Origin of the sequence: Granulicella sp. 5B5, assembly GCF_014083945.1 — a bacterium.
In the GTDB taxonomy this organism is placed as follows: Bacteria; Acidobacteriota; Terriglobia; order Terriglobales; family Acidobacteriaceae; genus Granulicella.
The window spans coordinates 3107417-3121606 of record NZ_CP046444.1 but is presented as its reverse complement, the minus strand read 5'-3'; the positions used below and the strand labels follow the sequence as shown (position 1 = coordinate 3121606).

At 62.7% G+C, this 14190-nt stretch carries 17 protein-coding genes; 14 read left to right on the top strand and 3 right to left on the bottom strand.

Annotated features, from left to right (window positions below; all coding sequences use genetic code 11):
- Window positions 1-59 precede the first annotated feature (59 nt).
- From GOB94_RS13140 to GOB94_RS13095, 10 genes are all read left to right on the top strand, one after another.
- On the top strand, window positions 60-1109 hold the full coding sequence (locus GOB94_RS13140; protein ID WP_182276341.1) for a ThiF family adenylyltransferase: 1050 nt from the start codon (window positions 60-62) through the stop codon (window positions 1107-1109).
- A gap of 197 nt (window positions 1110-1306) precedes the next feature.
- Window positions 1307-1957 (top strand): RNA polymerase sigma factor, encoded by a 651-nt coding sequence (locus GOB94_RS13135; protein WP_182276340.1) that lies wholly within the window; start codon window positions 1307-1309, stop codon window positions 1955-1957.
- A complete protein-coding gene (locus GOB94_RS13130) occupies window positions 1954-2232 on the top strand; it encodes a hypothetical protein (protein WP_182276339.1) in 279 nt (92 codons plus the stop codon). Before GOB94_RS13135 ends, GOB94_RS13130 begins: the two co-directional genes overlap by 4 nt.
- Window positions 2233-2829: 597 nt before the next feature.
- Window positions 2830-3411: a shikimate kinase gene (locus GOB94_RS13125; protein ID WP_255483955.1), complete on the top strand. Its 582-nt coding sequence runs from the start codon at window positions 2830-2832 to the stop codon at window positions 3409-3411.
- Window positions 3412-3642: 231 nt separating this feature from the next.
- Complete coding sequence (locus tag GOB94_RS13120; RefSeq protein ID WP_182276338.1) at window positions 3643-4371, top strand: hypothetical protein; 729 nt, start codon at window positions 3643-3645, stop codon at window positions 4369-4371.
- A 153-nt stretch (window positions 4372-4524) separates the two neighbouring features.
- On the top strand, window positions 4525-5583 hold the full coding sequence (locus GOB94_RS13115; protein WP_182276337.1) for an AI-2E family transporter: 1059 nt from the start codon (window positions 4525-4527) through the stop codon (window positions 5581-5583).
- Window positions 5584-5778: 195 nt separating this feature from the next.
- Window positions 5779-6306, top strand: coding sequence for a sigma-70 family RNA polymerase sigma factor (locus GOB94_RS13110; RefSeq protein ID WP_255483954.1), 528 nt, complete (start codon window positions 5779-5781; stop codon window positions 6304-6306).
- Entirely contained in the window at window positions 6303-6866 is a 564-nt protein-coding gene (locus GOB94_RS13105) for a hypothetical protein (RefSeq protein ID WP_182276335.1), read from the top strand. Before GOB94_RS13110 ends, GOB94_RS13105 begins: the two co-directional genes overlap by 4 nt.
- 54 nt (window positions 6867-6920) lie before the next feature.
- Window positions 6921-7481: a periplasmic heavy metal sensor gene (locus tag GOB94_RS13100; RefSeq protein ID WP_182276334.1), complete on the top strand. Its 561-nt coding sequence runs from the start codon at window positions 6921-6923 to the stop codon at window positions 7479-7481.
- Between the two features lie 126 nt (window positions 7482-7607).
- Window positions 7608-8870 (top strand): SGNH/GDSL hydrolase family protein, encoded by a 1263-nt coding sequence (locus GOB94_RS13095; protein ID WP_255483952.1) that lies wholly within the window; start codon window positions 7608-7610, stop codon window positions 8868-8870.
- Between the two features lie 135 nt (window positions 8871-9005).
- On the opposite strand, the gene ndk is transcribed toward GOB94_RS13095, so the two are convergent.
- Window positions 9006-9422, bottom strand: coding sequence for a nucleoside-diphosphate kinase (gene ndk, locus GOB94_RS13090; protein WP_182276332.1), 417 nt, complete (start codon window positions 9420-9422; stop codon window positions 9006-9008).
- A gap of 92 nt (window positions 9423-9514) precedes the next feature.
- Between ndk and GOB94_RS13085 the strand changes: the two genes are divergently transcribed.
- The gene (locus tag GOB94_RS13085; protein WP_182276331.1) at window positions 9515-9679 is read left to right on the top strand and encodes a hypothetical protein; all 165 of its coding nucleotides are present in this window, start codon (window positions 9515-9517) and stop codon (window positions 9677-9679) included.
- Window positions 9680-9734: 55 nt separating this feature from the next.
- Here the strand turns inward: GOB94_RS13085 and sucD are convergent, their stop codons facing one another.
- Complete coding sequence (gene sucD / locus GOB94_RS13080) at window positions 9735-10622, bottom strand: succinate--CoA ligase subunit alpha (protein WP_182276330.1); 888 nt, start codon at window positions 10620-10622, stop codon at window positions 9735-9737.
- Window positions 10622-11800 (bottom strand): ADP-forming succinate--CoA ligase subunit beta, encoded by a 1179-nt coding sequence (gene sucC, locus GOB94_RS13075; RefSeq protein WP_182276329.1) that lies wholly within the window; start codon window positions 11798-11800, stop codon window positions 10622-10624. Before sucC ends, sucD begins: the two co-directional genes overlap by 1 nt.
- Before the next feature lie 190 nt (window positions 11801-11990).
- Between sucC and trpD the strand changes: the two genes are divergently transcribed.
- The 3 genes from trpD to GOB94_RS13060 are packed head-to-tail and all read left to right on the top strand — an operon-like array spanning window position 11991 to window position 14109.
- Entirely contained in the window at window positions 11991-13019 is a 1029-nt protein-coding gene (gene trpD / locus GOB94_RS13070; protein WP_182276328.1) for an anthranilate phosphoribosyltransferase, read from the top strand.
- Window positions 13020-13040: 21 nt separating this feature from the next.
- A complete protein-coding gene (locus GOB94_RS13065) occupies window positions 13041-13418 on the top strand; it encodes a VOC family protein (protein ID WP_182276327.1) in 378 nt (125 codons plus the stop codon).
- A 16-nt stretch (window positions 13419-13434) separates the two neighbouring features.
- Window positions 13435-14109, top strand: coding sequence for a HisA/HisF-related TIM barrel protein (locus GOB94_RS13060; protein WP_182276326.1), 675 nt, complete (start codon window positions 13435-13437; stop codon window positions 14107-14109).
- The last annotated feature ends 81 nt before the right edge of the window (window positions 14110-14190 follow it).

Here is a 14190-nt window from a genome sequence, read left to right as displayed (position 1 = left end):
TACTTAGCCTTATGCCAGATGGTGCCAGCAATCGTGAGGCAGCAGTGAGGCGCTCCAGCATGAGACCAGCGGTTGATGCAAGCGAGCGCTACTCGCGACAGGTTTTGTTTGCCGGAATCGGTGAGAGCGGCCAACGGAAGCTGGGTGCCGGGCGCGTGGCAGTGGTAGGCGTGGGGGCTACAGGTGCGGCAGCGGCGGGGTTGCTGACGCGCGCGGGAATCGGGCGGCTGACGCTGATCGACCGGGACTTTGTGGAGCCATCGAACCTGCAGCGGCAGACCCTGTTTGACGAGGCCGACGCGCTGGAGGCGTTGCCCAAGGCGGAGGCAGCGAAGCGTCAGCTGGGGCGGATCAACTCTGACGTGCAGGTAAGCGCATACGTTGCGGACCTTGTGCCGGCCAATATCCATGAACTGCTGGCGGACAGCGAATTGGTGCTGGACTGCACGGACAACTTCGAGACCCGATATCTGCTGAACGACTACTCGGTGGAGAGCAGCAAGCCATGGATCTATGCGGCGGCCGTAGGTGCATTTGCGGCGACGATGAACATCCTGCCGAAGGGTATGGCTGCCGAAACGGCTCCAACGGCTTGCCTGGCGTGCATCTTTCCGGCGATGCCGAGCGGGAATGTGGAGACGTGCGATACGGCTGGGATTCTGGCTACAGCGGTGAACTATGCGGCGTCGCTGCAGGTGACCGAGGCGATGAAGTATCTGACCGGGCAGGCGGCTGTGATGCGGCGGACGCTGATCTCGGCTGATCTATGGAGCGGCGAGCGGTCGGAGATTGTGACGGGCAAGCCGCGCGAGGACTGCGAGGTCTGCGGCGGGCGCGTATTTCGGGCGCTGTTGGGCGAAGGGCGCCCACACATTACGCTGTGCGGCCGGAACTCTGTGCAGATTCATGAGCACCATCGACCGGTGGACCTTGGCCAGTTGAAGGAGCGGCTGAGTGCACTGGGCACGGTGCGCTCGAACGGGATGCTGCTGCGGTTTGAGCGAGCGCCGCACACAATTACGGTGTTTCCGGATGGGCGGGCGCTGGTGCAGGGCACGACCGATGTGGGGCTGGCGCGGTCGCTGTATGCGCGGTTTATCGGCAGCTAACCTTTTGAGGGTGCGCTTCGGACACATCTTAAGTGTAGCTACGTTTCCACACTACGGTATGCAACCCCATCACCGGATTGCGCCTCTTACCCGAGAGTCCCCCCTGCAACATTGCGTACCGAACTCCGGTATCGTAATGGAGTGGGTGTCAGACTCCTGATAAGTGAACTCCCATGAACCTACAAGGCACAATCAACATGCAGACAAAGCCCGGACAACCGGCCGGACAAGGGTTCTTCAAACGGAACCCACCGATCGAAGGTGAGGCAGAGGCGATTGAGCGCGCCAAGAACGGCGATGCCGAGGCGTTCTCGTTCCTCTATGGACTGCACAAGCGGCGTGTGTACACGCTGTGCCTGCGGATGCTGGGCAACGTGTCCGAGGCCGAGGACATGACGCAGGAGGCGTTTCTGCACCTGTTCCGGAAGCTGGGCAGCTTCCGCGGTGAGAGTGCGTTTTCTACGTGGCTGCATCGGCTGACGGTGAACCTTGTGCTGATGCACCTGCGCAAGAAGGGCCTGCAACTGGTGTCTCTGGAAGAGACGATCAACCCTTCCGAAGACGAGGCGCCGAAACGCGACTTTGGTGCGCGCGATCCGCAGCTTGCGGGGTCGGTGGACCGGGTGACGCTGGAGCGGGCGGTGGCGACGCTGCCTCCGGGGTATCGCATGGTCTTTCTGCTGCACGACGTGGAAGGCTTTGAGCACAACGAGATTGCAACGATGCTGGAGTGTTCCACGGGGAACAGCAAGAGCCAGCTACACAAGGCGCGGCTGAAGCTGCGCGAGCTGCTTCGGCAGCCGGAAGCCCTGGTTGCCGCGGAAGGCAGCAAGGAGGGAGCACGATGAAGAACCTCTCCACTGCCAACTTTGACATCATGACAATCGACGAGTTCCAAAAGTATCTGCCTGAACTGTTCGAGGAGAGCGGCGGCAATGTGAGCCAGGATCCCCGGTTCGCCAAGTTCCTCGCCGACAACCCGGTGTGCGCGGCGCTGGTGCGCGACCTGGAGACGATCGCGGAGACGGCGAAGAGCCTGTTCGAGCCATCGGTGCATGAGCCGAGCGATGCGGTCTGGCAGAACATCGCCAGCAAGCTAAAGGCGGATGAACCGGCGGAGTAGATACCCCCCTCCCCCTCCCCTATGTAGCGGAGGTATCCAGCAGAATCAGTCACTTACGGGGTGATCCCGAGGGTAAGTGGCTGATTCTGTATATACTTGCGGGTATGATATGGGAATGATTGGGGTTAGTGCGAAGTTTTGTGGCGGGACGGTTTTCGCGTCCGTTTGCGAGTTTAGAGTTTCGAGTCTTTCTTTGCCTACTTCCAGTATAGAAGGCTTGGAGGGAGAAAAGTGTTTTTCGTTTCCAGCAATAAGCGGCTTTGTTTCATGTGGATACGAGGTTTTGAGAAAGCTGTGGGGTTGACAGCGGTTCCATTGGCGCTTGCAAATCTGCGGGCGGGGGAATAATCTGACCCACGATGACGACGTACCTCACCTACGCGCGATTTACCTATGCCTACTGGTGGCAGCCAGCGGCTTTGCGTAGTGGTGCACGTCTCCCGTAAGTAAGCAGTACCGAGATTGAAACAGCACTCTACCGAAGCCGCAGCCTGAAAAGGTTGCGGCTTTTGCATTGGGACGAAACGTTTGGAACCGGACCGGGTACCTAGAGATGTAAGGTCTCCGGCAGATACAGGAAGACCAAGGAGAAGGACAATGAGTACGAGCGCAACCCTGGAACCGATGGCCGAGATGATGGATGAGATGGCAGAGAGCCTTCCCACAACGATTGACCGCGTAGTGCTGACCGGCTTTATGGGGTCGGGCAAGACGACGACCGGGCGACTGCTGGCGGAGCAGCTGGGGTGGAACTTCCGCGACCTGGACAGCGAGGTGGAGCGGCGCGAAGGGCGGACGGTGCCGCAGATCTTTGCCGAGAGCGGCGAGGCGGAGTTCCGGCGGCTGGAGTCGGCGGCGCTGGCTTCCCTGCTGGGACAGCGCAGGCTGGTGCTGGCGCTGGGTGGCGGCGCTCCGGAGGTGTTAGGTAACCGGCTGCTGCTGGAGCAGACGCCACGGACGGCAGTGGTATATCTGCAGGCCCCGCTGGAGACGCTGGTGGAGCGGTGCGAGCGCGCGGCGGAGACGGGCGAGACGGAGAGGCCTCTGCTGGGTGAGGCCGAGACTCGGCTGCGGCGGAGGCATCCGCTGTATGACCGACTGGCGGACCACAAGGTGACGACGACGGCGCTGGATGTCGAGCAGGTGTGCGAGGCGGTGCTGGTGAAGCTGCGGGGGTAGTACGCTCACGCCTTCGGCGCTTGCTACGGCAAGAGCGTTCACGCAGAGGGCGCAGTGTAGAAGCCCGCAGTGGACGCAATGGAAAACAGGCACGGCAAAGGCGGGGTACAGGCCAGCCGGTCACTGATGGGTTTCCTGCGTGAGTATTCTTACGAGACGATGAACTTCGGGGCTCGCCAGGCTGCATCCTACCAACGAGAGTGCGAAACGAGTTTTTGGAGGATCAAGCGGATGAACGGAGTTCGTGGCGTGGTGATGGGTGTGGCGATTGTGCTGAGTGCAGCGGCGGGCCATGCGCAGTTCAAGGTGAAGAACGAGAAGGCGGAGCAGCGCTCCAAGTTCAAGAACCCGCCGACGCTGCAAACCTCTATCGACACGCGGGATGCGTTCATCGACCGGATTGGCGAGGACGGTTTCTATTGCAGGCTGCCGGCACCGGCGGTGGTGGTGGCGGATACGCCATTGTTTGGGGAGTACGAGAAGAACACGGACAACCTGGTGACCCCGGACTGGATGCAGTTGAAGCCAGACGAGAAGGCGATCTTTGCGGAGCTTGCAGGGCCAGGTGCTACGGACGCGCAGGCGAAGGACGTCTTCGATATGGAGGCGCACCACTGGATCCTGATTGTGGAGACGGTACGGTGGTGGGAGGCGTGCAAGGAGCTGACGCTGAAGCTGACCCCCTACCAGGCCGAGGTGCAGGCGGCGCGGGTGGCGCTGGCGTACTGGCGTGAACTGGACCCGGATGTGGTGACGAAGCTGACGGCGATTCGGGAGGCGCTGGACAAGGAGCCCAGCCCGGTGCCTGCGGGGCAGGATTTTCCGACGTACTTCAACCAGCATTATCAGAGGCCGGCTTCGGGCAAGGAGTACCTGTGGATGCAGGCGCAGGTGGTGGGCGTGGTAATGGCGGAGAAGCCTGAACCAACGGTGGTCGAGGCGTTGAAGCGGCTGGAATGAGGCGCTGGGTGGCGTTCCCTCCGCGGCTAAAGCCGCATTGATTCGGAGGCTTTACGGGGGGGGACTGAAGTCCCGCCCCTTCAAAGCAAGACGCTTGTTCAGAGCTTCCTAGAGGTAGAGTCTAAGAGACTGAGACGGAAGCGAGTGGCCGCGATGATCGAAAGCAACATGGAGCAGACACAGACGAGGCGGGTACGCGGGCACATCCTGTTTGCATTTGCGGTAGCGCTGGGGCTGATGCTGGCGTGGCGGCTGCGCTCGGTGCTGGAGCTGGTGTATGTGAGCGCGCTGTTCGCGGTGGTGCTGATGCCGATTGTGCAACGAATCATGCTGCTGCGGATTCGCGGGTGGAGCCCGTCGCGGCCAGTGGCGATTGTGGCGCTGGTGGCTGGGGTGTTTCTGGCGCTGACGCTGTTCCTGGTGATTGCGCTGCCGCCGGTGCTGCGCGACCTGCAGCACTTTGGGCAGGACCTGCCGCAGCGGCTGCCGGGGCTGCTGGACAAACTGAAGCGAGTGCCGATGGCGAACAAGATCGGCGTGGACTCACTGGCAGAACGGGCGGAGGCGATGGCGGCGGGGTTTGCGCGCTACGTGGTGGATGCCGCTCCGGAGCTGCTGGGCAAGGTGTTCGACGTGGTGACGGCGTTCATCCTGTGCATCTACTTCATGCTGGAGGGCGAGTTCGCGTACTACTACTTCCTGTCGCTGTTCCGGGATGGCACGCGGGAGCGGCTGGCGCGGACACTGATGGCGGCCGAGCAGCGGATGAGCAAGTGGCTGCTGGGACAGGGCGCGCTGATGCTGACACTGGGACTGACGAGCACGCTGGTCTTCGCGGTGCTGCATGTGCGGTACTTTGTGCTGCTGGGGGTGCTGATGGGGCTGTTCAACATTATCCCGGTGGCGGGCGGGGTGATGACGATCCTGCTGGCGAGCGGGGTGGCGGCGCTGGACTCGTGGACGAAGATGGCAGGGGTGCTGATCTTCTACCTGATCTATACGCAGGTGGAGAACGGGTTCCTGGTGCCGAAGATTATGAGGAGCAGCGTGAACCTGGTGGGGCTGGCGGTGCTGATCGCGCTGCTGGCCGGGTCGACGTTGGCGGGAGTGGTGGGCGCGCTGGTTGCGGTGCCGACGGCGGCGCTGGTGGCGGTGCTGATGGATGAGTACCTGGTACAGAGCGATATGAAGGCCCTCGAAGGATCGGATTGAGGCGGGTTTGAGCCGGAAAGGCCGAAAATATCGCCCGGATTGTGTGTAATCTGGAGGCGAAGGTGTCACGTCTACCCCGGTATGCGGCTAGCTCTAGAAACCACGGCTCTACAGGCGGCGAAGCTCCAAGGGACTGGGCTTCGGGCGGCTGGGCTTCACGCTACAAGGAACGGTGTTCGCGACGCAGAACGGACCGTGTCGGAGCTGGATGACATTGACACCCTGGTCCGGACGTATCGGCCACGCCTGCTTCGATATGTGACGTTCTCGATTGGCGACCCGGACTTGGCGGAGTCGATTACGCAGGACTGCTTTTTGAAGGCATATCACGGGCGGGCGAACTTTCGGGGCGACTGCTCGGTGAATACGTGGCTGACAAGCATCGCGGTGAACCTGGTCCGCGACCAGCAGCGGCTGCAAAAGTTCCGGTTCTGGCGGCAGGCGCGGGCAACGGCGATCGATGTGACGGAGGCAGCGAATTTTCTGCCCAGCCATGAGTGCTCGCCGGAGACGCGGATGCTGGTGAGCGAGCGGACGCGGCAGGTACAGGAGGCGCTGGTGTCGCTGTCGGAGAAGCAGCGGACGGTGTTCCTGATGCGATTTGTGGAAGAGATGGAGCTGTCAGAGATTGCGGCGGCGACGCGGATGCCGCTGAATACAGTGAAGACGCACCTACATCGCGCGCTGAAGAGCGTTCGCGCGCAGGCAGGGAGCGCGCAATGACCATGACACGGGGTGGAGTGCCGAGTGGGCACCTGAGCGAAGAGCAGATCGATGAGGCTATGATCGGCGGCCTGGCCAGTGAGGCTGGTGGGCATCTGAATATATGCCCGATGTGCCAGGAGCGCCTGGTGACGGCGCGGCTGCCGATTGAGAGCTTCAAGGCGGTAAGCCTGGCGTGGAGCGAGCGGCGGTCGGCAACGATGCCGGTGCCGCTACAGACGGGACTGCTGGAGAGCCTGGGTGGGCATCGGCGGCTGGCATGGGGTGCGGCGGTGGCGATGCTGCTCGCGGTGCTGGTAACGGCTCCGCTGGAGTTGCGGCATAGCGGTCGCATGACCGTCGATGACGCCGCGCAGATGCACACCACGAATGCTCTGGGGGCGACGGGGGTGGTTTCAGGCCAGCAGTCGACGGAAGAGCAGATTGAACGCGATAATCAGCTATTGAATGAGATCGATCGCGAGCTGAACACATCGGGCGAGAACCCTGCGGAGTTGGGACTCGCAACGGTTCGGGGGCGGACGAACCGCCACGCAGCGGTCCGGGCAGTGCAGGACTAACCTGCGAGCTACGGGGCTGGGGGTTGCAGCGTCCGCTGAGAAGTTCTTTTTAGGATGGCAAGTGTGACGGTGTTGCGCAAAGTTCGGCGATTGGCGCTGGCAGGTCTTCTGCTGGGCGCGACAGCGGCGTTTGCGCAGCACGGCGGCGGGGGCATGGGTGGTGGTGGTGGCATGGGCAGACCACAGGGCGGAATGATGGGCGGCCGCGGCCGCGGGATGGGCGATATGGGGATCGGCAACCATGCGATGGATGTGCCGACACATCCGACAGGGCCGCAGCTCGGACTGGCCGGACGCTGGTGGGATGAGCGGTCGTCGATCAAGTCGCTGGGCCTGCGCAAGGACCAGAAGCAGAAGATGGATGAGATCTTCAACAGCAGCAAGGGGACGCTGCTGAACTCGCTGGATAACCTGCAGCGGGAAGAGGACAAGCTGTCGTCGATGAGCCAGAAAGACCGGCAGGACGAGAACAAGGTGATGGCTGCGATGCAGCGCGTGGAAGAGGCGCGCGCCGAGCTGGCGCGGGAGATCATCCACATGCAGGTGCAGATTCGCCAGCAGCTTGACCCGGACCAGTTGAACAAACTGGATGCCGCAATCGCCAACCAACACTGACAGATGCGAGTCGATTATCGAGATCCGTCCTGATGCGATGGATTGTGGGGAGCCGTCCGCGTTAGGATGAGAGCGCCGTCGAATGACCTTCGGGCGGCGCATTCTTTTGTCCTAAGGAGTTGCCTGGTGTCGAATTGGTGGCAGGGTTGCGGTCGCGTAGCGAGGCGGTTGGGTGTGGTGTCGGCCGGGATTGCTCTGAGCATGGCGCTCGGCGGCGCGGCGCGGGCGCAAAGCTACACGGATGGCTACTGGGTGGGAACATGGGGCACGGCTCCGATGGCGTACGAGAACTCGATTGACAGCTATGGGGGCATGCAGGGTGTGACGCTGCGCGAGATTGCGCATGTCTCCGTGGGTGGGTCGGCGGTGCGGGTGACGCTGAGCAATGAGTTTGGCAAAGAGCCGCTGACGGTGAACGCCGCGGCGATTGCGGTGCGGCAGAACGGAAGCGAGATTGCACCGGGCACGAGCGTTCCTCTGTTGTTTGGCGGGCGGGCGGCGGTGGTGATCCCTCCGGGAGCGCTGGTGGTGAGCGATGCGGCGGCGCTGGCGGTGAAGCCGCTGTCGGATGTGGCTGTGAGCCTGTATGTGCCGTCGCAGCCGATGACGGTGATCTCGCGACACGGATTTGCGAACCAGACGAACTATGAGGTGAGCGGCAATGCCGTGGCCGCGCCGGAGCTGGTGGGGGCGAAAACCTTCGTCTCATGGGATTTTCTGAAGGACATTGCAGTGAAGAGTGACGCGGAGGGCGGAGCGGTGGTGGCCTTCGGCGACAGCATTACGGATGGCGCTCATAGCACGCGCGATGCGAACACCCGGTGGCCGGATGTGCTGGCGGCGCGGCTGCTGGGGGACAGGAAGACGGCGAAGACCGGCGTGATCAACGAGGGCATTGGCGGGAACCGCGTGCTGCATGACGGTACCGGGCCGAGTGCGCTGGAGCGGTTCGACCGTGACGTGATTGCGCAGCCAGGGGTGAAGTACGTGATTGTGATGGAGAGCATCAACGACATTGGCCACGCTGCCGACCCGGACCCGGCGCATCGCTATGACATCGTGACGGCGGATGACCTGATCTTTGGGCTGACGCAGCTGGCCGAGCGCGCTCATATGCACGGCATCAAGGTGATTGGCGCGACGCTGACGCCCTATGTTGGGGCGAAGTACCAGTCGGCCGAGGGCGAGACGATGCGGCAGACAGTGAACCACTGGATACGCACATCGAAGGAGTTCGACGGGGTGGTGGACTTCGACAAGGTGACGACCGACCCGGCACGTGCGGGGGTATATCTGCCGGCGGACGACAGCGGCGACCATCTGCACCCGGGCGATGCGGGGTACAAAGCGATGGGCGACTCAATCGACCTAAAGTTGTTCGCTAAGTAGCCGAAGAAGAGAGGAGCGCGGTCATAGCTGACGGCCGCGCACACGCAAGATCCTCCGGCCAACATGACCTGGAAGGGCGGCTGCCTGGCATGCAGCCGCCCTCTTTTTGTTCCGCAGGTTGTTGGTGTGAGGGTGTTACTTGAGCTCGAGGCCGGCGAAGAAGTAGCCAATCTCGAAGGCGGCGGTGTCTTCGGCGTCAGAGCCGTGGATGGCGTTCTCGCCGATGGAGCTGGCGAACATCTTGCGGATGGTACCCTCGTCCGCCTTGGCAGGGTCAGTGGCGCCCATGAGCTTGCGGAGGTCGGCGATGGCGTTGTCCTTCTCGAGCACCATGGGGAAGATGGGGCCGGAGGCCATGAACTCGACGAGCTCGCCGAAGAAGGGGCGGGCGGCATGGACGTGATAGAAACCCTCGGCCTGGGCCTTGGAGAGCGAAATCTTCTTGATGGCGACGATCTTAAAGCCGGCCTTGGTGATCTCGGCGAGGATCGCACCGGTGTCGCCCTTGCGGACGGCGTCGGGCTTGATGATGCTGAAGGTGCGTTGTGACACGTAGTTCTCCTTGAGTTGGCGGTCGCAGTTTACTGCACACAGGCCGCTCTACCAGTGTATCTTGCTGGCAGCGGGGAGGCGTCCAATAGGGTATGCTGCGACGGACGGCGTGGATATGGGCGATGGGTAGCGCGGCGTGGACCGCGGATGGAATCATCTGCCTGCGGTATCCGGAGAAGGCCCATGCCGAGCTGGCGTTTGTGATGGCGGCGCTGTTTGCGGTAGCGTGGTGGTTTTATCGTCAGCAGCAGCCATAAAAAAGCTCCCGGCCTTTGACCTGTCGCCGGGAGCTGACCTGTTCGAAGAACGAAACTACTTCTGCAAAAGTCTCGCCATTGCGTCGCCGATCTCGGCGGGGGATTTGACGACGTGGATGCCTGCGGCTGACATGGCGGCCATCTTGCTGGCGGCTGTGCCTTCACCGCCGGAGATGATGGCGCCGGCGTGGCCCATGCGGCGGCCCGGAGGCGCCGTCTGGCCGGCGATGAAGCCGACGACCGGCTTCATCACGTGGGCCTTGATGTACTCGGCTGCAGCCTCTTCGGCAGAGCCGCCGATCTCGCCGATCATGATGATGGCTTCGGTCTGGGGGTCTTCGTTGAGGAGCTTGAGGGCGTCGATGTGGGTGGTGCCGATGATGGGGTCGCCGCCGATGCCGATGGCCGTGGACTGGCCGATGCCGAGCTGCGTGAGCTGATGCACGGCCTCATAGGTGAGCGTGCCGGACTTGGAGACGATGCCGACGCTTCCCTCTTTGTGAATGCGGCCAGGCATGATGCCGATCTTGGCCTTGCCGGGCGAGATGACGCCGGGGCAGTTGGGGCCGATCAGCGTGGACTTCGACGCCTTGACGATGGGGTAGGCCTTCACCATGTCGAGGACAGGGATGCCTTCGGTGATGCAGACGATGAGCGGCAGGCCGGCGTCGACGGCTTCGAGGATACCGTCGGCTGCGGCGGGCGGAGGGACGAAGATGACGGTGGCGTTTGCGCCGGTGGCGTTCACGGCCTCTTCGACGGTGTTGAAGACCGGCCAGCCTTCGTGCGTGGTGCCGCCCTTGCCGGGCGTCACGCCGCCGACGACTAAGTCGACGCCGAACTGCTTCGCATACTCCGCGCAGCCCTTGGCGTGGAAGGAGCCTTCGCGGCCGGTAATGCCCTGCACGATGAGGCGGGTATTTTTATCTACGAGAACGGACATTAGTTGACTCCCTTGGCGGCGGCTACGGCGAGGTCGGCGGCTTCCTTCATGGTTGCGCCGATCTGGACCTTGAGGCCGGAGTCGGCGATGATCTTGCGGCCTTCTTCGACGTTGGTGCCTTCGAGGCGGAGGATGATGGGGATCTGCACGTTGAGCTTCCTGGCTGCGGCTACGACGGCGGTGGCGAGGACGTCCACGCGGAGGATGCCGCCGAAGATGTTGATGAAGATCGCCTTCACGTTCTTGTCGCTGAGTAGGATGCCGAAGGCGTTTTCGATCTGCTCCTGGTTGGCGCCGCCGCCTACGTCGAGGAAGTTGGCTGCCTTGCCGCCGGCGTATTCGATGATGTCCATCGTCGCCATCGCGAGTCCCGCGCCGTTGACCATGCAGGCGATGGAGCCGTCGAGCTTGATGTAGTTGAGCGCGAACTTGCTGGCTTCGACCTCGAGCGGGTCTTCTTCGGTGATGTCGCGGAGTTCCTTGAGGTCCTTGTGGCGGAACATCGCGTTGTCGTCGAAGTTGATCTTGCAGTCGAGCGCGGCGAGCTTGCCGTCCTTGGTGGTGATGAAGGGGTTGATCTCCATCAACGTGCAGTCGGTTTCTATGAAGGCCTTGTAGAGGCCGAGCATGAACTTGACCGCTTCGCCGATCTGCTCCTTGGAGAGGCCGAGCTTGAAGGCGAGCTTGCGCGCCTGGTAGGGCTGCAGGCCGAGCGCGGGGTCGATGTACTCCTTGTAGATCTTTTCGGGGGTGTCGTGGGCGACCTCTTCGATCTCCATGCCGCCAGCCTGCGAGGCCATGAACACCACCTTGGAGGAAGCCCGGTCGAGCACGAGGCCCAGGTAGAGCTCGCGGTCGATGGCGGAGCCGGCCTCGATGAGCAGGCGCTGCACCTTCTGGCCCTGCGGGCCGGTCTGGTGTGTGACAAGCTGCATGCCGAGGATGGCGCGCGAGGCCGCGTCGGCTTCCTGAATGGTTTTGGCGAGCTTGACGCCGCCGCCCTTGCCGCGACCGCCGGCGTGGATCTGTGCCTTGACGACAACAACTGCGTTGCCGGCAGAGAAGAGCGCCTTGGCGGCGTGGTCGGCCTCTTCGAGGGTGGTGGCCATCTCGCCCGCAGGGACGGTGACGCCGTATTTGCGGAGGATATCCTTGGCCTGGTACTCGTGAATCTTCATGGGCGCTCCCGATGAGGCGATTTTTGCCGTTGAGCTGACCCGTTCATCGTAGCGACTGGTTGTGACGGGTCGCAAGCTGGGGCGGCGATTATCGGTGGGTTTGGCCGGAAGGCGGAAGAAAACGCAGAGGAGCCGGAGCTTGCGGAGGTTGCGCAGAGGAGGGCTGGGGGTTTGGTAGGGTTAGAGGGGCATGTCGATACAGATAGAGCTGCGAAGGATTGTGGAGGCGCGGGAGACGCTCTCGCGTGACGAGGCGGCTGCGCTGATGGTGAAGATTCTCGGCAGCGAAGCCAGCGAGGTGGAGGTTGCCGGACTGCTGGGTGCGCTGGCCGGGCGCGGCGAGACGGCTGCCGAGATCGCAGGCTTTGCCGCGACGATGCGCGCCGCCGCGACGATGCTGCCGTTGACCGATGCCGAACAGGCTGAGTTGGTAGATACATGCGGTACGGGTGGGGATGCGAGTGGGAGCTTTAACATTTCGACGGCTGCGGCGCTGGTGGCTGCCGCAGCGGGCGCGAAGGTGGCCAAGCATGGCAATCGCGCGGTGACGAGCCGGTGCGGCTCCGCAGATGTGCTGGAGGCGATGGGCGTGCCGGTGACGCTGGCTCCTGAGGCTGCGGTGGCGGCGCTGCGGCAGCATGGGTTCTGCTTTCTGCTGGCGCCGAGTCACCATCCGGCGATGAAGGCGGTGATGCCGGTGCGACGCGCGCTGGGTGTGCGAACGGTGCTGCATGTGCTGGGGCCGTTGCTGAATCCGGCAGGGGCGCGACGGCAGGTGATGGGTGTGTATCAGCCTCGTCTGGTGCCTCTAGTGGCGGAGGCGATGACGCTGCTGGGAGCAAAACATGCGATGGTCGTTTGCGGCGAGAACGGGATGGATGAGCTTGCGATCAGCGGGCCGAGCCATGTGGCCGAGGTGTTCCGTTCCCCGAACGGCGAGGGCAGCGTTCGCGAGTATGTGGTGATGCCGGAGGATTTTGGGTTGCAGCGGGCCCCGATGAGCGCGCTACGGGGTGGCGATGCGGTGGAGAATGCTGCGATTCTGACGAGCATCTTTGCCGGCGAAACGGGGCCGCGCCGCGATGTGGTACTGCTGAATGCTGCCGCGGTGCTGGTGACGGCGGGCGTCGCGAAGGATATTGGCGCGGGGCTGACGATTGCGGCAGACGCGATCGACGCAGGCAAAGTGACGCAGCTGGTTGACGCGCTGAGAGTGTAACCTCAGAGGCTGAGGTGCAGGATGGCACGAGTGACAGGTGTGGGCGGCGTATTCCTTCGGTCGCAGAACCCCGGCGCGTTGGCGAAGTGGTATGCGGAGCATCTGGGCATAACGTTGAGTGACTTCAATGGCACGGCGTTTGCATGGAGCGATGAAGTGCCTGCGGGGACGGGGATGACGGCGTGGTCGGCCTTCCCTGCTGAGACGACCTACTTTGGCGACGGGCCGCAGCAGGCGATGGTGAACTATCGCGTGGATGATCTGGATGCGCTGTTGGTAGAGCTCGCGGCGAAGGGTGTGTGGATTGATCCGAAGCGGCAGGACGAGGTCTACGGGAAGTTTGCTTGGATCAAGGACTGCGATGGGAACCGGCTGGAGCTGTGGGAGCCGCTGGCGTAGGTAAACTAAGAGTCATATGCTGATTCCTTCAATTGACCTGATGGGCGGGCGGATTGTGCAGCTCGTCCAGGGTGAGACGCTGAAGCTCGCCTTTGATGACTTTGACTATTGGATTGAGCGGTTTAGCAAGTATCCGCTGGTGCAGCTGATTGACCTGGATGCGGCGATGCGTCAGGGGTCGAATGCGGAGCTGGTGGCGATGATCTGCAAGCGGCTGCCGTGCCAGGTGGGCGGCGGTTTGAAGACTGCCGAGGACGGGCAGCGGCTGCTGGATGCCGGGGCGAAGCGAGTGATCTATGGGTCGTCGCTGTTTGGGACTGACGGCGTGCAGAAGGAATTTGCGGCGGGACTGAAGAAGGCGCTCGGTGAGGATGCGCTGTGTTTCTCTGTCGACACGAAGAATGGCCGCGTGGCGGTGAAGGGGTGGAAGGACTCGGTGGACCTGACGCCGGAGGAGGCTGTGACGTGGCTGGAGGACTACTGCGCCGCGTTCCTGTATACGCATGTGGACACCGAGGGGACGATGCAGGGGTTCCCGATGGATGTGGCGGCGATTCTGAGGTCGACGACGGCGAAGCAGCTGATTGTAGCTGGAGGCATCAAAGAGCGTGCCGAGGTCGATGCACTCGACGCGATGGGCGTAGATGCCGTGGCGGGGATGGCTGTGTACTCGGGCGCGATGGAGGCTTAACGAGCCTAGCCATTTTCCCGATGACATAGAGGCTGCTCTGGCAAACTGCAGGTCTCTCCACTGCGCAGGACGATGAAGCTG